Source organism: Zhongshania aliphaticivorans, assembly GCF_902705875.1.
In the GTDB taxonomy this organism is placed as follows: domain Bacteria; phylum Pseudomonadota; class Gammaproteobacteria; order Pseudomonadales; family Spongiibacteraceae; genus Spongiibacter; species Spongiibacter aliphaticivorans_A.
The window spans coordinates 1,136,059-1,158,927 of record NZ_CACSIK010000001.1 but is presented as its reverse complement, the minus strand read 5'-3'; the positions used below and the strand labels follow the sequence as shown (position 1 = coordinate 1,158,927).

25 protein-coding genes are annotated in these 22,869 nt (G+C 46.6%); 19 read left to right on the top strand and 6 right to left on the bottom strand.

Annotated elements, in window-relative coordinates; translation table 11 throughout:
• Nucleotides 1-75 precede the first annotated feature (75 nt).
• From map to AELLOGFF_RS05195, 14 genes are all read left to right on the top strand, one after another.
• The gene (gene map / locus AELLOGFF_RS05260; protein ID WP_159267696.1) at nt 76-870 is read left to right on the top strand and encodes a type I methionyl aminopeptidase; all 795 of its coding nucleotides are present in this window, start codon (nt 76-78) and stop codon (nt 868-870) included.
• On the top strand, nt 871-3,525 hold the full coding sequence (locus tag AELLOGFF_RS05255) for a [protein-PII] uridylyltransferase (protein ID WP_159267695.1): 2,655 nt from the start codon (nt 871-873) through the stop codon (nt 3,523-3,525).
• Entirely contained in the window at nt 3,522-4,742 is a 1,221-nt protein-coding gene (dapC, locus tag AELLOGFF_RS05250) for a succinyldiaminopimelate transaminase (RefSeq protein WP_159267694.1), read from the top strand. The genes AELLOGFF_RS05255 and dapC overlap by 4 nt, the downstream gene beginning before the upstream one ends.
• Nucleotides 4,736-5,389: an endonuclease III gene (gene nth, locus AELLOGFF_RS05245; RefSeq protein ID WP_159267693.1), complete on the top strand. Its 654-nt coding sequence runs from the start codon at nt 4,736-4,738 to the stop codon at nt 5,387-5,389. Before dapC ends, nth begins: the two co-directional genes overlap by 7 nt.
• Before the next feature lie 103 nt (nt 5,390-5,492).
• Nucleotides 5,493-5,849, top strand: a complete 357-nt coding sequence (locus tag AELLOGFF_RS05240) for an arsenate reductase (protein ID WP_159267692.1) — start codon at nt 5,493-5,495, stop codon at nt 5,847-5,849.
• A gap of 21 nt (nt 5,850-5,870) precedes the next feature.
• A complete protein-coding gene (gene dapD / locus AELLOGFF_RS05235) occupies nt 5,871-6,905 on the top strand; it encodes a 2,3,4,5-tetrahydropyridine-2,6-dicarboxylate N-succinyltransferase (RefSeq protein WP_159267691.1) in 1,035 nt (344 codons plus the stop codon).
• 160 nt (nt 6,906-7,065) lie between these two features.
• Nucleotides 7,066-7,251 carry a PLDc N-terminal domain-containing protein gene (locus tag AELLOGFF_RS05230; RefSeq protein ID WP_159267690.1) on the top strand — a complete coding sequence of 62 codons (186 nt, stop codon included), beginning with the start codon at nt 7,066-7,068 and terminating at the stop codon, nt 7,249-7,251.
• A gap of 159 nt (nt 7,252-7,410) precedes the next feature.
• Nucleotides 7,411-8,469, top strand: a complete 1,059-nt coding sequence (locus AELLOGFF_RS05225) for an AI-2E family transporter (protein WP_159267689.1) — start codon at nt 7,411-7,413, stop codon at nt 8,467-8,469.
• Nucleotides 8,462-9,478 (top strand): amidoligase family protein, encoded by a 1,017-nt coding sequence (locus AELLOGFF_RS05220; RefSeq protein ID WP_159267688.1) that lies wholly within the window; start codon nt 8,462-8,464, stop codon nt 9,476-9,478. The genes AELLOGFF_RS05225 and AELLOGFF_RS05220 overlap by 8 nt, the downstream gene beginning before the upstream one ends.
• The gene (locus AELLOGFF_RS05215) at nt 9,475-10,143 is read left to right on the top strand and encodes a gamma-glutamyl-gamma-aminobutyrate hydrolase family protein (protein WP_159267687.1); all 669 of its coding nucleotides are present in this window, start codon (nt 9,475-9,477) and stop codon (nt 10,141-10,143) included. The genes AELLOGFF_RS05220 and AELLOGFF_RS05215 overlap by 4 nt, the downstream gene beginning before the upstream one ends.
• A complete protein-coding gene (locus AELLOGFF_RS05210) occupies nt 10,136-10,561 on the top strand; it encodes a YqaA family protein (protein WP_159267686.1) in 426 nt (141 codons plus the stop codon). Before AELLOGFF_RS05215 ends, AELLOGFF_RS05210 begins: the two co-directional genes overlap by 8 nt.
• Nucleotides 10,562-10,625: 64 nt before the next feature.
• Nucleotides 10,626-11,162, top strand: coding sequence for a YaeQ family protein (locus AELLOGFF_RS05205; protein WP_159267685.1), 537 nt, complete (start codon nt 10,626-10,628; stop codon nt 11,160-11,162).
• A 127-nt stretch (nt 11,163-11,289) separates the two neighbouring features.
• Nucleotides 11,290-12,450, top strand: coding sequence for a Na/Pi symporter (locus tag AELLOGFF_RS05200; protein ID WP_159267684.1), 1,161 nt, complete (start codon nt 11,290-11,292; stop codon nt 12,448-12,450).
• 11 nt (nt 12,451-12,461) lie between these two features.
• Nucleotides 12,462-12,680, top strand: a complete 219-nt coding sequence (locus tag AELLOGFF_RS05195; protein ID WP_159267683.1) for a hypothetical protein — start codon at nt 12,462-12,464, stop codon at nt 12,678-12,680.
• Between the two features lie 125 nt (nt 12,681-12,805).
• On the opposite strand, the gene ppk2 is transcribed toward AELLOGFF_RS05195, so the two are convergent.
• A complete protein-coding gene (gene ppk2 / locus AELLOGFF_RS05190) occupies nt 12,806-13,726 on the bottom strand; it encodes a polyphosphate kinase 2 (protein ID WP_159267682.1) in 921 nt (306 codons plus the stop codon).
• A 163-nt stretch (nt 13,727-13,889) separates the two neighbouring features.
• Between ppk2 and AELLOGFF_RS05185 the strand changes: the two genes are divergently transcribed.
• Nucleotides 13,890-14,345, top strand: coding sequence for a DUF1499 domain-containing protein (locus AELLOGFF_RS05185; RefSeq protein ID WP_159267681.1), 456 nt, complete (start codon nt 13,890-13,892; stop codon nt 14,343-14,345).
• 8 nt (nt 14,346-14,353) lie between these two features.
• On the opposite strand, the gene AELLOGFF_RS05180 is transcribed toward AELLOGFF_RS05185, so the two are convergent.
• Entirely contained in the window at nt 14,354-15,349 is a 996-nt protein-coding gene (locus AELLOGFF_RS05180; protein WP_159267680.1) for an AraC family transcriptional regulator, read from the bottom strand.
• A gap of 131 nt (nt 15,350-15,480) precedes the next feature.
• Here AELLOGFF_RS05180 and AELLOGFF_RS05175 point away from each other — a divergent pair, with 131 nt between their 5' ends.
• A complete protein-coding gene (locus tag AELLOGFF_RS05175; RefSeq protein ID WP_159267679.1) occupies nt 15,481-16,377 on the top strand; it encodes a sterol desaturase family protein in 897 nt (298 codons plus the stop codon).
• A gap of 24 nt (nt 16,378-16,401) precedes the next feature.
• Here AELLOGFF_RS05175 and AELLOGFF_RS05170 read toward each other — a convergent pair whose 3' ends face one another.
• Nucleotides 16,402-16,761: a VOC family protein gene (locus AELLOGFF_RS05170; protein ID WP_159267678.1), complete on the bottom strand. Its 360-nt coding sequence runs from the start codon at nt 16,759-16,761 to the stop codon at nt 16,402-16,404.
• 253 nt (nt 16,762-17,014) lie between these two features.
• Here AELLOGFF_RS05170 and AELLOGFF_RS05165 point away from each other — a divergent pair, with 253 nt between their 5' ends.
• Both AELLOGFF_RS05165 and AELLOGFF_RS05160 read left to right on the top strand, forming a co-directional pair.
• Nucleotides 17,015-17,299: a Fis family transcriptional regulator gene (locus AELLOGFF_RS05165; protein WP_159267677.1), complete on the top strand. Its 285-nt coding sequence runs from the start codon at nt 17,015-17,017 to the stop codon at nt 17,297-17,299.
• A gap of 107 nt (nt 17,300-17,406) precedes the next feature.
• Complete coding sequence (locus AELLOGFF_RS05160) at nt 17,407-17,835, top strand: MAPEG family protein (RefSeq protein WP_159267676.1); 429 nt, start codon at nt 17,407-17,409, stop codon at nt 17,833-17,835.
• Nucleotides 17,836-17,899: 64 nt separating this feature from the next.
• On the opposite strand, the gene AELLOGFF_RS05155 is transcribed toward AELLOGFF_RS05160, so the two are convergent.
• A complete protein-coding gene (locus tag AELLOGFF_RS05155) occupies nt 17,900-18,088 on the bottom strand; it encodes a hypothetical protein (protein ID WP_159267675.1) in 189 nt (62 codons plus the stop codon).
• 417 nt (nt 18,089-18,505) lie between these two features.
• Entirely contained in the window at nt 18,506-20,059 is a 1,554-nt protein-coding gene (locus AELLOGFF_RS05150; protein WP_159267674.1) for an IS1182 family transposase, read from the bottom strand.
• A 207-nt stretch (nt 20,060-20,266) separates the two neighbouring features.
• Between AELLOGFF_RS05150 and AELLOGFF_RS05145 the strand changes: the two genes are divergently transcribed.
• Entirely contained in the window at nt 20,267-21,019 is a 753-nt protein-coding gene (locus tag AELLOGFF_RS05145; protein WP_159267673.1) for an endonuclease/exonuclease/phosphatase family protein, read from the top strand.
• A gap of 228 nt (nt 21,020-21,247) precedes the next feature.
• Here the strand turns inward: AELLOGFF_RS05145 and AELLOGFF_RS05140 are convergent, their stop codons facing one another.
• A complete protein-coding gene (locus AELLOGFF_RS05140) occupies nt 21,248-22,798 on the bottom strand; it encodes a glucan biosynthesis protein (RefSeq protein ID WP_200842606.1) in 1,551 nt (516 codons plus the stop codon).
• Between the last annotated feature and the right edge of the window lie 71 nt (nt 22,799-22,869).

The following is a 22,869-nucleotide window of genomic DNA, read 5'->3' as shown; positions in this document are numbered from 1 at the left end:
TAGCTACCCATAAAGCGATGGTTTACAATGACCGGCTTAAAATCGCCAGACACAACTGTACACCGGTAAAGCACTATGAATGTTAGTATCAAAACACCAGACCAAATTGCCGCCATGCGTATCGCCGGCCGACTCGCCGCAGACGTGCTAGAAATGATCACCCAATATGTAAAGCCAGGCATTAGCACCGGTGAGTTAGATAAAATATGTCACGACTATATTATCGATGTACAAAATGCCATCCCAGCACCACTTAATTACAACGGTTTTCCAAAATCTATTTGCACCTCTGTTAATGAGGTCATCTGCCACGGCATCCCATCGGACAAGAAAATCTTAAAGGATGGCGATATTCTTAATATTGACGTCACCGTGATTAAAGACGGTTGGCACGGCGACACCAATCGTATGTACTACGTTGGCAATGTGCCAGAACACGCTAAGCGCCTTTGCGAAGTCACTCAAGAGTGCTTATATCAAGCCATCGCCCTTGTGAAGCCTGGTTGCACCCTAAGCGACATTGGAACCATTATCGCCAAACATGCCCGAGGCAAACATTACAGCGTCGTAGAAGAATACTGCGGGCACGGTATTGGTCTAGTGTTTCACGAAGACCCACAAGTGCTTCACTACGGCGAAGGCTACAACCGGCGCAACGACCTAGTATTAAAAGAAGGCATGACGTTCACGATTGAGCCCATGATCAATGCAGGTAAAAAACAAACCAAGCTCAACACCAAGGATGGCTGGACGGTAACCACGCGAGACCGCCGCCTTTCTGCACAATGGGAACACACCATGGCCGTGACCGCTGACGGCGTTGAAGTCCTGACCGCCCGCCCTGACGAACCTTTTTACCGAGAGCTATAAATGAGCGACGCCGCACTCCCAGACATTCATGCCCTAGCGTCACCGGGGCAATCTATCAAAACCTACAAATCATATCTCAACACACTATCCGAGGACCTTAAAGCACGCTTTGAGGCCAAGGAAAATATTCGCAGCCTAGTCACCTTGCGCGCTCAGCGGGTCGACGAGTTATTACAAGGGATATGGCACAGTTATCAATGGGGCGATGACATTGCCTTAATTGCCGTTGGAGGCTATGGCCGAGGCGAGCTTCACCCCTATTCAGATATTGACCTCCTTATTCTCACCACCGACGACAAACATGACTACCAAGAAAATATTGAAGGCTTAATCACCTTACTCTGGGATATCAACTTAGAGATTGGCCACAGTGTGCGCACCCTAAAAGAATGCTGCCAGACCGCCGCTGAAGACATCACGGTGGCGACTAACCTGATGGAATCACGCACATTGGCAGGCAACCCAAGCCTGCATGAAAAATTAATGGACAACGTTGGCCCAGACAACATTTGGCCAAGTAGCGACTTCTTCCGGGCAAAGTGGGACGAACAAATAACTCGCCACCGTAAATTTGCAAACTCCGAGTACAATTTAGAACCCAATATCAAAAGCTCACCAGGTGGCCTTCGCGACATTCAAATGATTGGCTGGGTGGTAAAGCGTCATTTCGGAGCCCAGTCCATTGATGAATTGGCCGAGCGCCAATTTTTAAGTAAAGAAGAGCTAGATACCCTTAAAGAAGGCCAAGACTTTCTATGGAAAGTCCGGTTTGCACTGCATTTACTCGCTGGGCGAGAAGAAGACCGTCTTTTATTTGACCATCAACGCACCCTAGCTGAACAATTTGGCTTTAACGATGGTGACGGCAAACTTGCCGTTGAACAATTTATGCAGCAGTACTATCGCTGGGTTATGCATCTTGGTGCCCTCAATGATGTACTTATGCAGCATTTTGACGAAACCATACTTCGCGCCTGTGAGGCAGAAACCGTTTTTGAGATCAACAGTCGTTTCCGCGTACGTAACGGCCACATCGAAGTGTGCAATGCCAAGGTCTTTAATAAAACACCTTCTGCATTGATGGAAATCTTTGTATTAATGGCCAACAATGAGGGTATTGACGGCGTCCGGGCCAGCACCATTCGGCTTATTCGTAAATCCCACCATTTAATCAACCAACAATTCCGAGACGACCCAAAAAACAAACGTTTTTTTCTCGAGCTACTAAAGTCGCCCCAGCGCGTAGCACTCAACCTAAGGCGCATGAGTCGCTTTGGCATTCTCGATAAATTTATCCCAGCCTTTGCGGGGATTGTCGGCCAAATGCAACACGACCTATTCCATATTTATTCGGTCGATGCCCACACCTTAGAATTAATCAAAAATATTAGCCGCTTTCGCTACCCGAGCATGGTAGAAACCTTCCCCATGGCCTGCCGTATAATGCAGCGCCTGCCCAAGCAAGAATTACTCTACTTAGCAGGGCTATTCCACGATATAGCCAAAGGCCGAGGTGGAGACCACTCCAGCCTAGGGGCGGTTGATGCAAGAGAGTTTTGTGAGCACATCGGTTTAAACAAGCGTGACGGCAACCTTGTGGCTTGGCTGGTAGAAAAACACCTAGAAATGTCATCCGTCTCTCAGCGCAAGGACATTCAAGATCCTGAAGTTATCCGCGACTTTGCACTCACCATGGGTGACATCCAGCATTTAGACTACTTGTTCTGCCTAACCGTTGCTGATATCAACGCCACCAACCCCACACTTTGGACTTCATGGCGCGCCTCTCTGATGCGCCAACTTTACGCCGAAACCAGGCGCGCCTTACGACGCGGCCTAGAAAACCCCATCGACAAACAAGAGTGGATAGCTGAAACCCAGCTTGGTGCCATAGAAAAACTGGAAGATTACGGCTTTACCGAGAGTGAAATACGCACACTTTGGGCAGACACCGGCGAAGATTATTTTATCCGTGAACAAATCGACGATATTGTTTGGCACACCCGCGCCATTGCCAGCCGTATTAAAGCCAACGCGACCGTGGTTTTAATTAAAGAAGGTGGCTTGCTGGACCACGCAGGCGTCAGCCAAATATTTGTCCATACTCGCGCTCGCGTAGGTTTATTTGCCTTACTTGCAGAAGCCATGGAGCAACTCGATTTAAGTATTCAAGATGCCCGTATTTACAGCAGTGGCACCGGCTATACACTGGACACGTTTTACGTATTAGGTGCCGATGGAGAATCAATTGGCGACAACCCAAGCAGAATAGCGCACATTATAGAATTTATGCGTGAGCACTTAGAAAATCCTGAGCAATTTTCTGCCGGCAACCGCCGCACTCCACGTCAAATGCGCTTATTTTCAACTCCTACCCGTACCAGTATCACCACCGATTTAAACAAAGGCCAAACGGTACTGGAAGTAATCACCCCTGACAGACCGGGTCTATTAGCACGCTTAGCGCGTATATTTAACGATTTTCACATACAACTACAAAATGCAAAAATCGCCACGCTAGGGGAAAGAGTAGAAGATGTTTTCTTTATTACCGATGAAAACCAACGCCCTATCGAAGACCCTAAGCTCTGTGAAGACATTCAGCGGGCTATCTGCCTAGAGCTAGACAAAAAGGCCAAAAACAAAACACTATGAATCAGCACCTTCATTCATTACAAGCCTACCCATTTGAAAAACTGAGAGCTTTATTCGATGGCATTGCCCCACCGGCTCTGTCACCGATTGCCCTCTCTATCGGCGAACCCAAGCACGCATCACCGCAATTTGTCAGCGACGCAATAACTCAAAACCTAGACAAACTAAGTAATTACCCAACGACCAAAGGCCTTCCAGCGTTACGTCAGGCCATTTCAGACTGGGCCTGCCAGCGCTTTGCATTACCAGCACTTGCCCCAGATACTCAGGTGCTACCAGTCAACGGCACCCGTGAAGCCCTCTTTGCCTTCGCCCAAACCGTTGTCAACGCAGGCCCCGACGCACTGGTCTGCAGCCCAAACCCCTTCTACCAAATTTATGAAGGAGCAGCACTGCTTGCTGGAGCCCAACCTGAGTTTTTAGCGTGCCGCACAGAAAACGGATTCATTCCCGACTTTGACAATGTTAGCCCCTCAATATGGCAACGCTGTCAGTTGCTCTTTATCTGTACGCCGGGCAACCCAAGCGGTGCGGTAATGAGTAGCGAAGAACTGCAAAAATTGATCGCACTGGCAGACCAATACGATTTTATAATTGCCAGCGACGAATGTTATTCAGAACTGTATTTTAATGAAGACCAACCACCGCCAGGGCTTCTGCAAGCCTGTGCCGAGATGAATCGCAACGACTATCATCGCTGCGTGGTATTTCACAGCTTATCAAAACGTTCTAACCTACCAGGGCTTAGATCAGGTTTTGTCGCGGGTGACGCTGCCATACTTAAAGATTTTCTGTTATATCGCACCTACCACGGCTGCGCGATGCCGATACAACACCAGCTAGCCAGCATCGCAGCATGGAACGACGAACTCCATGTTATTGAAAACAGGACACTTTACCGGCAAAAATTTGAAGAAGTCCTCAGCATACTTGATGGCTGCTTAGACGTTAGCATGCCCGATGCATCATTCTATCTCTGGGCGAAGACTCCGATCACTGATACGGATTTTGCACGAGGCTTATTCGCCCAGCAGCATGTCACCGTATTGCCCGGTAGCTACCTATCAAGAGAAGTCGATGGCTTTAACCCCGGTAGCAACTACGTACGTATGGCACTGGTCGCTGAACCCGAGCAATGCGCAGAAGGAGCGCGACGCATCAAAGCCTATGTAGAAAGCCTTCAAGAACACAATATAAGCAGTAATCAGTCATGTTAAAAAAAGAACGAGCCGCCTTTATTGCTCAACGCCTGCAAGAACTCTACCCAGAGCAGCCGGTACCTCTTGATCACAAAGACCCCTACACCCTGCTGGTTGCGGTCTTACTTTCTGCTCAATGTACCGATGCGCGGGTTAATCAAATCACCCCCGCCTTGTTCGAGCTAGCCGACAACCCCTTTGATATGGCAAAGCAGAACGTTGAAATTATTCGCGCCATAATTCGCCCATGCGGTCTATCTCCGCAAAAATCCAGCGCGATAAAACGCCTATCAGAAATTCTTGTTGATAAATATAAGGGCGAAGTACCACAAAATATGGCGGCCTTAGAAACACTTCCCGGCGTTGGCCACAAAACCGCTGGCGTGGTTATGTCTCAAGCATTTGGGGTTCCAGCCTTTCCCGTAGACACGCATATTCACCGTCTTGCCCAGCGCTGGGGACTCACCAACGGTAAAAATGTAGTGCAAACCGAAAAAGATTTAAAAGCACTATTTCCAAAAGAAAAATGGAACGCATTGCACTTACAGATAATTTTCTATGGCCGCGAATTCTGTAGCGCTCGGGGCTGCGACGGTCGAGTATGCGAAATTTGTACAAGCTGTTACCCGCGCCGCAGAAAACCAAAACTTGTGAACAAACCCTAGCCAGAGCCTCAATAAAGGGCAGGCTTGTGCCGTGCTCAGGACAAGAGAATTTGTTATCCTTCGGGGCTTATTTTTCTCAGCCTTAGCAATAAAGAGAATATCCATGAGCACAACCCTCTACGGCATAAAAAACTGCGACACAGTTCGCTCAGCAAGACGCTGGCTAGAAGAGCACCAGGTCGACTATCTTTTCCATGATGTTCGCGACACACCGCTGACCACATCACAGCTAACAAGCTGGACACAAGAACTCGGCCTTGCCTTGGTTAACAAGCGCAGTACAACGTGGAAACAACTATCCGATGAACAACGTGAATCGCTCACTATCGACAGCGCCATTGAGCTACTCCTTCAACACCCTACGTTGATGAAGCGCCCCTTACTCGACACCGGTAGCAGCTTGCATCTGGGCTTTAAGGCTGCAGATTATCAAGCGTTGTTCACTCATCACACCCTTTAATTCACCACAAGAGACATCGTAATGACACAAGCAGCTTTTGCATTTGGCCTTGGCCTTGGCACACAAAACAATAAAGGCGAATGGCTAGACTCGTTTTATCCAAGTCCGCTATTAACCCCTTCATCAGCACTCATTAGTGCAGTTCAAACCGTGATTGCCCCGCTCAGTGGCAATACCAGCATTGCGATAAGCAACGAACAAATGGCGCAACTTGCCGAAGCACTTGCCGCCACGGATAGCACTCAAGCCGCTATTGCCGCACAACTTGCCAGCGGCAACCAACCTTTATTGCTTACCATGCTCAGCAGTGACGACGCTCCAAGTTCAGTACCAGAGGGGTATTTAAAGCTCCACCTACTATCTCATCGCCTTGTTAAGCCTCACAACATTAACTTGACCGGCTTATTTGGCGTGCTGCCCAATGTGGCTTGGACCAGCGAAGGTGCCGTAGACATTGCCGAACTCCAAGATCGACAGCTGCAAGCCCGTCTCAAAGGGGCGATGCTCGAAGTGATGTCTGTGGACAAATTCCCCAAAATGACCAATTACGTTGTCCCCACGGGTGTGCGTATAGCTCACACTGCACGTGTACGCCTTGGCGCTTACTTGGGCGAAGGGACAACAATCATGCACGAAGGCTTTGTAAACTTTAACGCCGGCACCGAAGGCCCCGGTATGATTGAAGGGCGTATATCTGCCGGTGTAATGGTTGGCTCAGGCTCAGACCTTGGAGGTGGCTGCTCCACAATGGGCACGTTATCAGGTGGTAATAATATTATTATCTCAGTGGGCAAAGAGTGTCTTATTGGCGCAAACGCAGGTGTTGGCATCCCGCTGGGAGATCGCTGTACTATCGAAGCAGGCCTGTACATTACTGCTGGTTCAATCATCACCATGATTGACGCAAATGGCACGATTGCAGGCACAACAAAGGCCAGAGAGCTTTCTGGGCAGTCTGACCTATTATTCCGCCGTAACTCTAAAAACGGTGCAATTGAAGTTTTAACCAACAAATCTGCAATTGCCCTTAATGAAATGCTACACGCTCACAACTAGACCTTTTTAAGGTTCTGCGCCCCGTTTTTCGGGGCGCGCAATTCCCCAAAATGAACTCCTCGCTCTAAAATCACTCTACTATCACGCGTCCCTTAGCTCACCATTGCCATTGTTCTATAGCCAATAATTGAGCAAGCAACACAATATTAAGGAGCATGACATGGAATTACAGATCACCGGCATTTTTGGTTTTTTGATATTCATCGCTGATATTTGGGCTATTCTCAACATCATACAAAGTCGCGAAACCTCCACCACCAAACTGTTATGGATTGTATTGATCTTATTTCTGCCCTTCATTGGCTTAGTCATCTGGTGGTTTACGGGACCACGTGAGCTTCGCTAAAACGCATCTGACATCACACTCTTAATCAACGCAGCGTGTCCAAGTAACGGGCACGTAAACCAATTCTCCTAAATACACGTAACTTATATACACGAGTCATAGACGAAGAGCTGAAATACTTTTGAGTAGCCGCGAAAAACAGGAGCTATAAACAACATCATGGATGCCAACAAAGCTAACTGGGCGACTAAAACCATTGCATTACTCGCGATACTTTACACACTGCAGGTCGCAAGAGATGTGATGCTCCCTATTACCCTTGCACTCATTTTTGCGCTACTACTTGCACCTGCTGTCAGCCGCTTACAGACGCTGGGCTTACCGAGAAGTGTTGGTGCCGTATGCATTATGACCATTGGCCTAAGTACAATTGGTGTGGGTATTTACGCCCTGGCGACACCGGCCAATGAATGGCTGCAGCGAGTCCCAGAAGCCGTCGATGTACTGCGAAACCAACTCAGCAGCGTCAACACTGACAGCACTAACGTCGATGCGGCCAGCCGCAGCATCGACTCCTTAGCCAAAGAGTTCAGCGCTAGCGACCCTCAAATCACTCAAGTTGTCATAGCCGATGCGGGCTGGCGCTCTGAGCTGGGCGAAATAGCCAAGAATTTTGGCGTATACGGCACCCTGAGTATCATTCTACTATTCTTTCTCTTAACCTCAGGGCACGCCTTAATAAAGCGCTTCATTCATAGCCTGCCCAATCAAAAAGACAAAGCAACAGTCACCCAAATTGCAGAGTTAGCGCAAATTCAAATGTCACGCTATCTTTTAACAATTACAGCGGTAAACGCCGCTGTTGGCAGCATTACCGCTATCGCACTTTGGTTTGCAGACTTCCCAGACCCCGCACTATGGGGTGCCATTGCCGCCCTGTTACGCTTTATCCCCTATCTAGGGGTAAGTATGACCCTACTGCTTTTCACTATTGTTAGCGCCGTAACGTATAGCAATCCTGCTGCCATACTTGCTGCACCGCTTCTATACGGCTTATTTACGGCTTTCACCGGCCAGTTCATTGACCCTTTCGTGCACGGCTTACGTTTTAGCCTCAATCCAATTGTGGTGTTCTTATGGATCTTTTTCTGGGGTTGGTTATGGGGTGCTCCTGGGGTGCTACTCGCGGTTCCCCTTTTGACCCTATTCCAAGTCGTCTGCCAGCACACCGAGCGTTTACTACCGCTTGCCCATATCATTGGAGATAACAATGAATAAATCATTAGACAGCTACCGCCAATCGCTTTGGCCAATGCCCGTGCACAGCCAGACCAAAGCGGGGGAAACTCGTCGGCTTGGCGTAGAAATCGAATTTACAGGAATGGAAATAAACCACATTGTAGACACCATTATTACGCTCTATGGTGGTCAGGCAAAACCGATTTCAGACTACGAAATTAACGTTGTCGACACCTCGCTCGGCACCTTTGGTGTCGAGCTAGACTTTTCTTATATAAAACGTATTAGTCGCGAACGCCATGAGTCTGACGACAACAATGAGCTAGAAGAATTAGCAGAAACCATTGTCGGCACCATCGCCAAACAAGTCGTCCCGTTTGAGATCGTGGCGCCGCCAATCGCCATGAATAACTTATGGCAATTAGAAACACTGTTTAAGCAGCTACGCGCATCCGGTGCACAGGGTACCCACGCCTCGGCAAAGAACGCCTTTGGCTTACAGCTAAACCCCGAAATGCCAGATTGCAGCGCAAACACCATTCGTGACTATTTACGGGCTTTTCTTTGCCTATACGATTGGTTAAAAATACGTTGCAATGTGGACTTTAGTCGCCGCCTTACCTCTTACATCGACCCCTATGGCAAAGATTATTTATTGCTATTGCTGCACAGCGAATACGAGCCAGATATCAATCAATTGATGGACGATTACCTGAAACATAACCCCACCCGTAACCGCGCCCTCGATATGCTTCCGCTGTTTTCATTTGTTGATGACGAAAGACTTCGCCGCACAATAGATGATGATCGCGTCAAGCCGAGACCAACATTACACTACCGCTTACCCAATAGCCTGATCGACGACCCTCAGTGGGGGCTCATCCACCCTTATCGTGACTGGTTACAGGTCGATGCGCTGGCAATGGATAAAGCGCGCTTGGATGTAGCCTGTCAAAGCTATCGAAAATACCTAGACAGCCCCACAACTAACCTCTTTACCAACTGGGCAAACAACGTTGACCCTTGGTTAATTCCGGAGCTACTGTGAAAAAACCGCTTATTGGGGTGACTGGCGACGACACTAAATTACCGCTCGCCTGGTGGTTTATCCGCTGGGCATTACATCGCTGTGGAGCCACCGCGTATCGACTCACGCCCCAGCGCTGCGTTATTCCAGAGCAACTCGATGGCATCATCATCAGTGGCGGTGACGACATTGACCAGCGCTTATATTTGCCAGATGCACCAGACACCGCTCCCATAAACCGCGAACGGGACCGCTTTGAAATGATGGCGCTGGAATTGAGCCTACAAAAAGACCTTCCCATTCTGGGTATTTGTCGAGGCGCACAATTATTTAATATTGTGCTGGGTGGCTCCCTACACCCTGACTTACAAACTCAGCGCCGTATCACCTCCAACAAACGCATGCTGATTCCGCGTAAAACACTTAATGTTGATACAGGTACAACGCTGCACACCATTTTGGGCAGCGAACACTGCAAAATAAATAGCCTGCACCATCAAGCCATTAATCGATTAGGCGACGGGCTAAAAGTCGCTGGACGAGATCTAGACAACATCGTACAGGCGGTTGAAGCACCAAATCACCGCTGCCATATTGGCGTACAGTGGCATCCTGAATACCTTCCTTTCCAACACGGCCAATTGCGCCTTTTCAAACACCTGGTAGCCAGCGCCACCCATGATTAGCCAATATCTATTGATGTTCGCGACCGCCTTTGGCGCCGCCACGCTGCTGCCCTTTTATTCAGAAATATTACTAATCGCGCAGCTCAACGCTGGCTTGCACCCCGCGTGGTTATGGCTAGCAGCCACAACGGGGAATACGCTCGGCGCCGGTGTGAATTGGTGGATGGGCATGAAACTCAGCGAATACTCAGACCGTCGGTGGTTTCCTGCCCGAAAAGCAGATCTTATCCGCGCGCAAGGCTGGTTTACACGCTACGGGAAATGGACATTACTAATGTCATGGATGCCCATAGGCGGTGATGCACTTACCGTGGTCGGCGGTATCATGCGCATCCCCGCCACACCTTTTTTCATTCTGGTTGCTATTGGCAAAGGCATTAGATACGCGCTGGTCATTGGCGGCGTCAGCGCATTATAAAGATAACCCTGCTACTTAAATTTCTGCGTACAATAGCGCTCCCAAATCGCAAGCGAAATTGACCATGGCCTTGAACGCGACACTGTTTAAAACCACCCTCGACATTAGTGATCTTCGCCGCCACTACTATCAACGCCATCAATTCACCGTTGCACGCCACCCGTCAGAAACTGACGAGCGTATGATGCTACGTATTCTCGCCTTCGCACTTTATGCCAACGAACATCTAGAATTTACCAAAGGCTTAAGCACTGATGACGAGCCAGATTTATGGGAAAAGTCCCTCAGCGGTGAAATCGACACCTGGATAGAAATGGGCTTACCCAGCGAAAAAAGGGTCCGCAAGGCGCGAGCAATCGCCAAGCAAGTTATCCTCTTTATTTACGGTGGTCGCACCGCCCAAATGTGGTGGCAGGACAACGGCCGCAAAGCAAGACAGCACGGTAACGTCAAAGTCTTTGAAGTCTCCAACGACGACTCTACAGCATTGCAAGAGTTTGCTCAGCGCACCATGAGGCTGCAGTGCACCATAGATGAAGACTCGATTTGGGTTTCCGATGCTGATAATAACCTAGAAATCAAACTTATCGAGCATCTTTAAGTAAAACGCTGATGCACACCGTATCAACGATACACAGGGAGTAAACGCTAACCGGTAATCACTGACACACAACTGTCACATTACTGCCATAGTATCTACCCCTCATATTCTATGAGGGTAAAATGGCATGAGCTCCGACGCTACAACATTGCCGGCCAACGCACAAAAATCCGCCGCCGCGCAATGGGCATCTTGGTTGTTAGTTCTCACCCTCATCTATCTTTTACTTGCCGCTGTTGGCGCAATTGGCAGTGGCTTCAAAATGGCCACTGGTGACAACGCTAAAGAATTATTTGCTTTTGCCACCAACCCCTTTATAAGCCTCATGATTGGAGTGGCGGCAACGGCACTTATTCAAAGTTCTAGCACCGTCACCTCTATTATTGTCGGCATGGTCGCAGGCGGCTTACCCATTCCCATTGCCATTCCCTTAATTATGGGAGCAAACGTTGGCACCTCACTAACCAGTACCATTGTCAGCTTAGGTCATGTGAGAAACGGCGAAGAATTCCGTCGTGCCTTTTCCGCTGCAACTATTCATGACGCCTTCAATATTTTAGCTGTCTTCATACTACTGCCCATTGAATTGGCCTTTAGCCCACTGCAACATACTGCTCAAGCATTGGCCGGCCTAGTGGCGAGCGACACTGGCGTTGACATGAAAAGCATGAACGTCATGAAAATGATTTTGGCGCCGGCATCAGACTTTTTGAAATTACTCGTCAGCTGGATGCCCAACAAATTATGGCAAGGAGCCGCACTCATTATTATTGGCATTGGCATGATTTTGTTTGTGGTGTCAGCTATAGGGAAGGTTTTACGCTCGGTTATGGTGGGGCGTGCAAAAACAATCATGCATCGTAGTATTGGTAGAGGTCCAGTGTCAGGTATGGCATCTGGTATGGCAATTACCGTATTGGTCCAGTCATCCTCAACCACCACATCATTAATTGTGCCACTGGCCGGCACAGGGGTTTTTAACCTCAAACAGGTTTATCCTTTTACTCTGGGGACCAATATTGGCACCTGTATTACGGCCTTGCTAGCAGCCACGGCTATAAGTGGGCCTACAGCCATCCTTGCCATGCAAATTGCGTTGGTACATCTTTTCTTTAATATTTTTGGTATTCTTTTAATTTACACCTTGCCATTCTTACGCGGTATTCCTCCCAATATTGCCACCAAATTAGCAGAGCTCGCGCAACGAAATAAACTCTACGTGTTAGCCTACATCGGCGGCGTATTTTTTCTCTTACCGCTGCTAATGATTGGGGTTACACAGCTATAAGGAGCCGAATCATGCCTACTAAAAAGCATTTAGAAACCGAAGCTAAAATTCGTGAATTGCGCCAATCCATTGACGAACTAGAGCAACAACTTATGGTCACTCGGCAAGCAGAGAGGGCCCAACACAAGACCCTTGACCACCTTGATGAATACATCGATGCCGTCGACACAAAAACCAGCAGTCTTAAATTATTCTGGGCTGAACTAAAGCGGGAATGGTTATCCCTGTAAAAAACACCGGCGCCTTATACATTCGCAAGCACTTGTAACACACTAGCCACCGCCACCTTCTATGCAGCTGGCTGTTAAACCTGTGGGCAGCTTGTCTTGGACACTGCCCACGTCCAAAATTGACTCTAGTACAGTTCAGGTATAAACATCTCCTTTGGCACGGGTTCACGTACATAATCGGCATGATTTTCTCTATCTGGCAACGCCAACAAAGGCCGCTGCACTTCCTCATACGGAATTTGGCTTAAAAGATGGCTGATGCAATTTAAACGCGCTTTTTTCTTATTAACCGCCTCCACCACCCACCATGGTGCCTCATCAATATGGGTTCGAGCCAGCATCACTTCTTTGGCCTTGGTATATTGCTCCCAGCGTCGGCGCGACTCCAAATCCATTGGACTTAATTTCCACTGTTTAAGCGGGTCATGCATACGACTTAAAAACCGCGAATACTGCTCCTTATCAGAGATAGAGAACCAATATTTAATTACTTGAATACCCGAGCGCGTCAACATCCGCTCAAAGTCGGGAACACTATTAAAAAACTCTTCATATTCCTCGTCACTACAAAACCCCATTACCCGCTCAACCCCAGCGCGGTTATACCAGCTGCGATCAAATAATACGATTTCACCTGCCGCCGGCAAATGAGACACATAGCGCTGGAAATACCACTGTGTACGCTCCCGTTCATTGGGTGCAGGCAGTGCGGCAATACGGCAGATACGCGGATTTAAGCGTTGGGTAATACGTTTTATAACGCCCCCCTTTCCCGCCGCATCGCGGCCCTCAAAAATAACCACAACTTTGTGCCCAGTATCGGCAACCCATTCCTGTAGCTTCACCAACTCAGTTTGCAAACGGAATAATTCTTTAAAATACGTGCGGCGCTCTAGTTGACGCTTACTATTGTCGTCGTTATCAACGCCATCAGCCGCCTGCTCCGCACTGAAATTTTTCCCCAGCTCCATTTCTAGCTCTTCATCAAAACTGTCGAGTAAATCATTTTTAATACGTTCCATAACCATGTGCTCATCTAAATTCATGTCAGCGCCACCCCACAGAAAATTACGTTTGGAGCAGTTTATGGACTTTTTATTACATTTTTAAACAATGCTGGCAATAGCAAGCATAACACGCTGAAAATAGAGGGTAGAAAAGACCTACCTTATCCCAGACTTCAACCATCAACACAACATTGAGACAACTATGAGCACATTACTAAGCAACAGCACCGCCATCCCTGCCGCCCTTCTAAGCGCGATACTGCTTGCAGCCTGCAGCACATCGCCACCACTTGCACAAAGAACACCTTTTCCACCCTGCCCATCAGCGCCACACTGTGTTTCCAGCACGACAACCGAGCCGAGCCAAGCCATTGCACCAATAAAGGTTCAGTCGATGCAAGAATGGCAGATGTTACAAGACCTACTGCTAACCAGTCCCCGCACCCAAGTTGTTAATCGCACTGAGCATTATCTTCATGCAGTCAGCAGCACAGCCGTTATGCGATTCAAAGACGATATTGAATTACGCTATTCACCCCAGCAGCAAAAAGTAGATATTCGCAGCTCATCGCGCATTGGCTATTACGACTTTGGCGTAAATCGCAATAGGCTGGAACAACTGCGCAAGCAATTCCAAAACATCACCGCAAACAAATAAGGCCGTGTTTAATTCTGCATTTGAAATTGTCGGGGGGTAACACCGGTTTCGCGTTTAAACGCCCGACTAAATGCACTCTGCTCTGAGTACCCCAGTAGTAGCGCGATCTCGCTCTGCGTCAATCGTTTATCGGCAAGGTATTCCCGCGCAAGCTGCACTCGGATCTGCGACAAAACCTGCTTAAAAACTAGACCTTGCTCATTCAGCCGTCTGAACAAGGTACGCTCCGACATATTAAGCATTGCTGCAACGGCAGCCGAACCCGCCCTGCCACTTTGTAAGCCACGCAACAGCGCCCCACGTAATGCCTGAGTGAAATCTTCATTTTGCGGCAATATCGCAAGCGATGCCTGCGCTTGTCGCTCAAGTAAATCCCGCAGGCCTGGGTCACTATTACTAATTGGCAGACTCAAATACTCGGCGGGAAAATGCAATGCGGTATGGGCTCTCGAAAAGAACACCGGCGCACCGAAGGCCAACTCATAGGCCGCAACATTAGGTGGCTCCGCAAAAGTGAAATCAACGTGAATCGGTATCAACGAGGGCTCACCCGTCATCACCCTAATAAAGCTCAAAAGCCCCATCAGTAACACCTCATCAGACAATTTTGTTGATGGGCCGTAGTCACTACTCCAAAATAGGGTCATTGTGCTGCCATTTAACGCAATAGACGCCTTATCACCGTCATGTAAAAGACGTTGATAGCGTTGAAAGGCAGCCAAAGCATCAGCCACAGTATCGCTGGCCAGTGTCAAATACCCAATTACACCTAAATGTGCCGAACGAACTCGCTGCCCCAATTCCAGCCCTACTTCACGCCCTGGAAACCGCTGTTGAACTTTCTCAAGCAAGTCCCACCACTGGCCAAAACTCATCCGATTGCTTGCGCTGAATGACTGCAAATTAGTGTATAACTCGCAATGGGTATCTCCCTGGTCACTCAAAAAATCACGTAACAGCCCGGCTAAGTCACCATTTACTTGCAGCTGGTCAAGCATCATCATCCCCTTACTATTTAAGACACATCATCAGCAACATGGCGTAAAATGTCAAAAACCTGGCTTTAAGAGTCAATCTAACTTGGTGAATAGTCCATAGAATGCCAATATTAGATTAATAATTGAGAGGTGCTTCGGTGCAAGACGTACTCCACGCCCTATTTTTTGTCACTGCGTTTGGCGCGGTGTTTTTAGCTGTTATTGCAGCAGAATACCACTATGTCCGCCGCAGTGGGCAAACCGGCATTTACCACCCACGTGAGACAGTCGCTAATTTAGCGGCCGGTTTCTCTTATAAAATCGTCGACGGTGTTGCTGTCGCCTTGTTTATTCAAGCCTTTTACCTGTGGGTCTACCAATTTGGTCTACAGTGGAACCCCAGCGTGTCGGTGCTCAGCATTTTGGCTTTAATCGTTTTTATTGATTTTTGTTTTTACATCAATCATTACATGATGCACAAAGTCCGTTGGTTCTGGAGTGGCCACATCACTCATCACTCATCCGAACACATGAATTTCTCTACCGCGCTGCGCCAAAACTTCACCTTTGCCTTTTCAGGCAGCTGGGTTCTCTGGTGGATTCCTGCTGCATTGCTCGGCTTTGACAAAAACTGGGTACTGCTCGCCATTGAAGGCAATTTAGTTTACCAATTTTTTCTTCATACCGAGCAAGTACGTAAGCTAGGCATATTAGAGAAAGTAATGAACACCCCCTCTCACCATCGAGTACATCACGGCAGTAACCCCGCACAAATTGATCGTAACTTTGGCGGCATTTTCATTTTTTGGGACAAGTTATTCGGCACATTTAGGGATGAAAATGATGCTGGAGAAATTAAATACGGTGTAAACCATATGCCGACAAAACCTTACAACCCATTTCATCTGCAAGTGCATGGCTGGGTAGAAATGGCGCAAGATGTATGGAAGTTTAAGGATTTACGTATTCTTTATAAACACCCGGAATGGGTAAATGAACAGTACCCCCATCACGAACAACCACTCTCAGAAGGAGTGGCGGCTGAAAAACTATAATTTCCTTTGGTCCAGCGGCATTCTCTAATCCGCTGGTACTGACCACACTGCGAATTCATTTCCATTAGGATCTGAAAAGTGGAATCGACGCCCGCCGGGAAAATCAAAAACTTCTTGTATTATCGTGCCACCCGACATCACCACTACATTTCGAGTCTCTTCAAGGTTATCGCTGTAAAAAACAATTAAAGCACTGCCATTCGCAACACTGGCTGATAAATTGGCGCGGTAAAAACCGCCATCTAGTCCTTCATCAGAAAACGCCGTGTAATCAGGCCCATAATCAGTAAATGACCAACCAAAGGCTTTAGTAAAAAACATTTTAACCGCTTCAATATCAGCAGCAGGTAACTCAATGTAATTTATTTTTCCATGTATATTCATATCGCCCCCAAAGTAGCCTTGCTAGAGTGAGCCTAAAATCATCGATCTAAATAACGGCGAAAGCCAAACAACTAAAACATCTATACTACATTTCCACCGCTATCATCACTGCTTACCCCCCCATTAAGACTCTCAAAGAAACAAATAGTGCAGTAATCGCACTTTCTAAGAATCTACGCCATACGGTCCTTGCGACTAGGGGTTAGCCCACGTAACATTCTAGCCACACTGCAATTCACACATCTAGTTTGTAATGCGTAAAAACGATAAAAAAATAGACAATGCTATTCGTACTCAACTCACAGAAGTGTGTGAGTTCGCCCTAGACCATAATAACGGATTTCTGTGGTTAACCCATACTGTCGACTATATGCGCTTTCCACACAGCCTTGCCATCCGCTGCGTATTTACACCAGAGACACTCAGTGCAGCCATTCAGGCAACACCGCTAAATTCACTCATCATCGCCAAACTTAATGAAATATCGATTAATATAAAACCACAGCAAATATCATACACCTTAGAAAAAATACATTAACAAGAAACTGTAATCTTCTAAGACTCAAACCAGATCAGTTACTTCTACAATCAAGCCGCTAGTCTAGCGATGATACGTAGTATTACCCCACCTATTGAGGCCTAACAATGCTGCAGCACTCCCCCATACTCACCCCAGTCATCATCTTGGTTTTATGGACCTTCGTGATGATGACATGGATGGCTATTTCTCGCTTTTCGGTGTTTCCGAAGTTAAAAATAAAACCAAAGGATGGCCAGAGAACGAGTGAACTCGCCTTAAAAATGCCCGCTAAAACACAGTGGAAGGCAGATAATTACAATCATCTTCTTGAGCAGCCAACTTTATTTTATGCCACTGCAATAATTCTGGCTTTAGTCGGAGGGGATAGCGGATTGAACCTAAGCCTCGCATGGGCTTATGTTTGTGGTCGTATTTTACACAGCTTAGTGCAAGCTACTGTAAACAATGTCTTGGTTCGTCTTACGCTGTTTTTCTTAACATCTATCGCGCTTTTTATTATGACAATCAATGCAGCAATACTACTGATCGGCTAAGCGTTAGTAGTAGCTATGGCACAGCTCTAAACCCAACGCTGTGCCAGTAGTATATATCCCGTACTTATAATGCTTCAGAGACTGAGGTATTAGTAATGCGAACAGCGCGGTGAGGGAGGAACTGAGGGCCGCTCAACTTCTCTATCTTACCTCCTTTACCTAAGTATTCTTCTATTTGCCTAGAGATCTCGGCTCTAGCATGTTGCTGGTGCAAATTGGAGTAAGTGCCATGCTGCTTAATATAACGATTCATATCACAACCCTTCTAGCTCATCTAATATTTGGAAACCAACATTCAAATGCTCAAGTGCCATGCTTTTCAGCACAACAAATGCTATACCCCACAGATGACAAAATAAGTATGGTTTTATGACAAGTCCGCAACAGCCTGATTAACACAGATTCAAATAGCGGTAAGACCTTAATCTGGAACTTAGCATGAAAGATATAGCTCGTTTCCAGCAAGAATGAGCACAATAGTACCTAAACCCCATATATCCTTTACTAACCAAGGTGTAGAAAAATTAAGTTTTTCATGTAAATAATCCGTCCCACCTTGGATTTATATATCTCGACTGCCGTATTTGATGGCAGCCATTTTTAAGCGCCGAGATCAATATATCACCGCTTTCATCCTAGAACAGCGCTATATTGCCATAGCTACGCTCATTTACACGCTAACAGCGCCCGCATTACCATAACGCCATAGCTTTTCGATGTTGTGAACTATGCAACACATCATCCACTGGCAGGTCACCTTCGCTTTGCCTCTCAAGGTGAGCTTATTGATGCCTTTATTACTGGTGATATTTCCAAACACTGGCTCGATTGTCCACATGCGACGAGAATAATTTTTCCTTCCCTGTTCGCTGTCAATTTTTCGCTTCATTAAATCCAAATAACTTACGTTGTCTTCGCCATCGACGACAAAAGAAACTTGGCGACCGTGCTCCTTTAAAGGCCGCTTCATACACTCGCTTTGCAGCGGGCAACCACGACAGTTTTTTAAATACGATTTGAAGCGCATATAGCGTTTGTTGTTTATTACAAAATGATCGCCGTGGTACATCATTTCATAGCCATTGGGGCAGATGCAGGTCTTGGCGTCTTTGTTAACTGCAAAATCTGCAGCAGGTATTTTCGCTGTTCCCTTGCGTTGATCTTTACGGGTTTTCTGCCGATGCGCTTTATGTTTTGCGACTGTTTCAGAACCCGCTATTTTTGGATCACGCTGGCGGAAGTTGGTATCAGGAACAACAGCATTGATACCTTCATCAAACAGGTACTTCATGTTGTCTTCACTGGAGTATCCCGTATCTGCCGTTAACAATACGTTTCCGCTTAAACAATCTTCACCAAGACTTTCACGAATTCTTTCCACCATGGGTTTTAACAATGATTGATCTTGGCCAACACCAAAGGCTTCGGTGGCAACCACAATCTGATGTAATTCATCAGCGGCTGTCTGGCAGTTATAGCCTTGTATAGTGCCTTTTGCGGTGGTCATTTTGGTGCTGTCATTATCCGTTGTATTGCTCTGCACTTCCTTTTTCTGCTTGCCTACACCTTGCCGCTTGTCATTGCTTTTCAAAAACTCATCAATCTTAGTCGCATTTTTAATAAGGGTGTCGGCAGTTTTAAGCTCTCGCCCCTTTTCGCCGGTATCTTTAGCGGAATCATTGGATTGATGGCGTTCGATAATTTTCTGAGCAGTGGCTTTTAACTTATCTGATTTCTTTCGCAAATCGGCATGTGTGCCGCTCCATTCTTTTGACGCATCAGACGGTAGCTTGCAACCATCAATTGCAAAGTGCTCTTTACCCACCAGTCCGCTCTTACAACAAATCATTAGCACTTTATGAAAAACCGATTTCATTTCTTCCGCATAACCGCTGACGAAATCAGCAATCGTCGTAAAATGAGGCGTTTTTCCGGCGGCCAGTGCCATGAATTTTAAATCTGTTCTACAGCAGCGCTCGATAGCGCGGCTTGAGGTGATACCTCGGTAATACGCATAGAAAATAACGCGCAATAAAATCGCTGGAGGATACGCTTTGCGACCCACTTTTTTGTTTTTATACCGCGCATGAAACGCATCAAGATCGAGCGTGTGAGTAATCAACTGATAGAGACAAAACTCAAAGGTATTTTCACCAAGCACTTCCAAATAATTAATATCGAGAAACACACTTTGGTTGAGATTGTCATCAAGGTAATTGGCCATAACCGAACCGATCAGCGGGTGAAGCGTCTATTTTACAATACGAATCGAGCGCTGGAGTGGGTTTGAGGTATTATTCTACAGCCTGAACGCCCTCACCAACAGAGTGGCATCCCACAGCCATTCCCTTTACATTATCAGTTCATCCCAGTGCCCTCGTTTAAAATAAAAACGGTGTAAGCAAAAATTGTGTCCTGAGTAATATCAAATATGAAAATCGTAACGTGGAACTGCAATGGCGCGTTAAGAAAGAAACTCAATGAGATAGAGGCTCTTAATGGAGATATTTTAGTTATTCAAGAATGTGAAGACCCTGCTCAATCTACACAGCTATACCGTGATTGGGCTGGTAATTACCTGTGGGTTGGCACATCAAAAAACAAGGGCATCGGCGTTTTTCCCAAGAAGGGTTTTTCAGTCAAACCATTGGCTTGGCACGGCGAGTTTAGCCTTCAGGGCCTACCCTCAAAAAGCCAGTCGCTAAAATGGACAAGCTCAGAGGTAAACCTATTTCTTCCATTCCGCATAGATAACACAATAACCGTGCTTGGGGTTTGGACAAAGGGCAATGATTCGCAGGCTTTTGGCTATATGGGCCAATTCTGGAAATATCTTCAAATCCATAGGCAGGATTTAAGCGGTGATAAAACCATGATTCTTGGTGACTTTAACAGCAATGTTAAATGGGATAAGCCAGATCGCTGGTGGAATCACAGTGATGTGATTGCGGAGTTAAACGACATAGGTATTTCCAGCCTGTATCACAAACAATATAAAGAAGACCAAGGACAAGAATGCACCCCTACCTTCTATTTACAAAAGAATGAAAACAAACCCTATCACATCGATTATGCCTTCATCGCTGATGATTTAATCAATAGCCAAAAGTTGACAGTGGGCATAAGAAAAGATTGGATAATTGTCAGCGACCATATGCCGCTGACAATTGAAGGTAAGGGCTAAATAGTAGGCGCTGGTCATTATCAGACCCGTCATCACCACCAAGTAAAGGGTGGCGAGTCACCCAACAAACAGCCGTTGGCTTGTAGATTAACCAGGCTAGTACGTTACCCGTTCATTGACCTTTTGAATCCACCGCAGACAGAAGCCGTTGAGTTCAACACATGATGGCGGGTGCGTGCCAAAAGCCGTCTAGCATCCTTTTAAAATAATCAGCGATTACTTTTGCACTTATTTAATATTTACCCTTGCATCACTTACCCATGTTTCGCTTATTGCTTGATCTTTTTTATCGGCTAAGTAAGCACGTATACTCACAGGATTATTATTAACTTGTTTATAGTCAAAGGTTAATCGCCATTGGTTTGTCCCGACAATCGGATAGGCGCGAATAGGCTCTAGTATTTCGCCGTTGCGGGCTTCAACAATAGCTTGGATACCACTGTCTCGATCGAGGCCTTCTAGTACTGGCCCTTCAAAATCAATGACCATTTTGTTGATCTCTTCAGGTATCGGCTGCCCTGGAATCCCCCCTAAACCTTGTCGGGTATTGACCACACTTGCTAAGGCTTGAGATTTTGGATCCTGTGGGCGCCACTCAATATCATAAGAGAAGGTAAACTGATCGCCTTTACGAGCAGGTTTTTCGGGTACCCAGTAAGCGACAATATTATCGAAGGTTTCATCTTTTGTTGGTATTTCGATTAACTGAACAGCACCTTTACCCCAGTCGCCATTTGGTTTAATCCAAGCTGAAGAACGCTTATGGTAAAACACGCCATCGTCTTGGTAGTGGTTGAAATTACGATCTCTTTGAATGAGTCCAAATCCTTGTGGATTTTCATCGATAAAACTATTGGTCGATACTGACTGGGGGTTATTTAGTGGGCGCCAAATGTGTTGGCCTATACCTGTATGGATAGCCAAACCATCACTGTCGTGAATTTCAGGGCGCCAGTCCTTAGCGATGGTTTTATCTGTTTCTGAATACCAATACATACTGGTTAAGGGAGCTATGCCTAATCGTTCAACATCCTTTCGCATGTATAAATGCGCGGTCACAGAAGTAATATGCCCTTTGGCATTTTTGTTATCTTTGCTCAAGCCAAAACGATAGGCTCCGGTAATAGAGGGGCCCTCAAGTAATGCCCAAACCGACAAGCTTTCTCCTTCTTGCTCTGCAGGGCCAAGCCAAAATGCTGAAAAGCGAGGAAATTCTTCAGCTTGGCTCATGCCAGTATTGATAGCGACACCTCTGGCTGATAATCCATATTGTCCCTCAGGTCCATCGGTACGAAAATAGGATGCACCGAGAAATGATATCCAATCTGGTTTCATATCAGGACGCATTATTCTAAAACCTGAAAACCCGAATCCTTCGGGGAGATTATGTGCTGGGCTATCAGCAGGCATCTCAAATTTTTCATTATCAAAAGGCACAGATTGCACCAAACTTTTATCATCTCTGATGTAAATTCTCACTTGGTCTGGAAAATATCGACCGGGATAAAACAATTGTACAGGTGCATTTTTTCCACTTGGGTAGAGGGCCTCTTCTTCTTTAAAGCGTATTTTCCAATGTTGATCATAAGTCATCTTATCGATTAACTCAGGAGCTGGATTGACGGATGGGGAGTACGGTTTACTTGCAGAGGATTTTGCCAAGGCTTTTAAATCTTCGAATGTAAACTCCGTTCGGTCTAACGCTTCTGCAGCGTAAGATGAGAGCGAGGTAGAAAGAAGAATTGCAACCACTAACCTCAATTTCATAAGAAACTCCAATAAGCTGAACCTAATAAATGTATTCAATTCACGCAACAGTTAACTAGCTGAAGACGTCATGGCAAAAAAAA

Coding starts and splice junctions, on each gene's coding strand:
- map (WP_159267696.1), top strand. CDS start 76: ATGAATGTTAGTATCAAAACACCAGACCAAATTGCCGCCATGCGTATC.
- AELLOGFF_RS05255 (WP_159267695.1), top strand. CDS start 871: ATGAGCGACGCCGCACTCCCAGACATTCATGCCCTAGCGTCACCGGGG.
- dapC (WP_159267694.1), top strand. CDS start 3,522: ATGAATCAGCACCTTCATTCATTACAAGCCTACCCATTTGAAAAACTG.
- nth (WP_159267693.1), top strand. CDS start 4,736: ATGTTAAAAAAAGAACGAGCCGCCTTTATTGCTCAACGCCTGCAAGAA.
- AELLOGFF_RS05240 (WP_159267692.1), top strand. CDS start 5,493: ATGAGCACAACCCTCTACGGCATAAAAAACTGCGACACAGTTCGCTCA.
- dapD (WP_159267691.1), top strand. CDS start 5,871: ATGACACAAGCAGCTTTTGCATTTGGCCTTGGCCTTGGCACACAAAAC.
- AELLOGFF_RS05230 (WP_159267690.1), top strand. CDS start 7,066: ATGGAATTACAGATCACCGGCATTTTTGGTTTTTTGATATTCATCGCT.
- AELLOGFF_RS05225 (WP_159267689.1), top strand. CDS start 7,411: ATGGATGCCAACAAAGCTAACTGGGCGACTAAAACCATTGCATTACTC.
- AELLOGFF_RS05220 (WP_159267688.1), top strand. CDS start 8,462: ATGAATAAATCATTAGACAGCTACCGCCAATCGCTTTGGCCAATGCCC.
- AELLOGFF_RS05210 (WP_159267686.1), top strand. CDS start 10,136: ATGATTAGCCAATATCTATTGATGTTCGCGACCGCCTTTGGCGCCGCC.
- AELLOGFF_RS05205 (WP_159267685.1), top strand. CDS start 10,626: ATGGCCTTGAACGCGACACTGTTTAAAACCACCCTCGACATTAGTGAT.
- AELLOGFF_RS05200 (WP_159267684.1), top strand. CDS start 11,290: ATGAGCTCCGACGCTACAACATTGCCGGCCAACGCACAAAAATCCGCC.
- AELLOGFF_RS05195 (WP_159267683.1), top strand. CDS start 12,462: ATGCCTACTAAAAAGCATTTAGAAACCGAAGCTAAAATTCGTGAATTG.
- ppk2 (WP_159267682.1), bottom strand. CDS start 13,726: ATGAATTTAGATGAGCACATGGTTATGGAACGTATTAAAAATGATTTA.
- AELLOGFF_RS05185 (WP_159267681.1), top strand. CDS start 13,890: ATGAGCACATTACTAAGCAACAGCACCGCCATCCCTGCCGCCCTTCTA.
- AELLOGFF_RS05180 (WP_159267680.1), bottom strand. CDS start 15,349: ATGATGATGCTTGACCAGCTGCAAGTAAATGGTGACTTAGCCGGGCTG.
- AELLOGFF_RS05170 (WP_159267678.1), bottom strand. CDS start 16,761: ATGAATATACATGGAAAAATAAATTACATTGAGTTACCTGCTGCTGAT.
- AELLOGFF_RS05165 (WP_159267677.1), top strand. CDS start 17,015: ATGCGTAAAAACGATAAAAAAATAGACAATGCTATTCGTACTCAACTC.
- AELLOGFF_RS05160 (WP_159267676.1), top strand. CDS start 17,407: ATGCTGCAGCACTCCCCCATACTCACCCCAGTCATCATCTTGGTTTTA.
- AELLOGFF_RS05155 (WP_159267675.1), bottom strand. CDS start 18,088: ATGAATCGTTATATTAAGCAGCATGGCACTTACTCCAATTTGCACCAG.
- AELLOGFF_RS05150 (WP_159267674.1), bottom strand. CDS start 20,059: ATGGCCAATTACCTTGATGACAATCTCAACCAAAGTGTGTTTCTCGAT.
- AELLOGFF_RS05145 (WP_159267673.1), top strand. CDS start 20,267: ATGAAAATCGTAACGTGGAACTGCAATGGCGCGTTAAGAAAGAAACTC.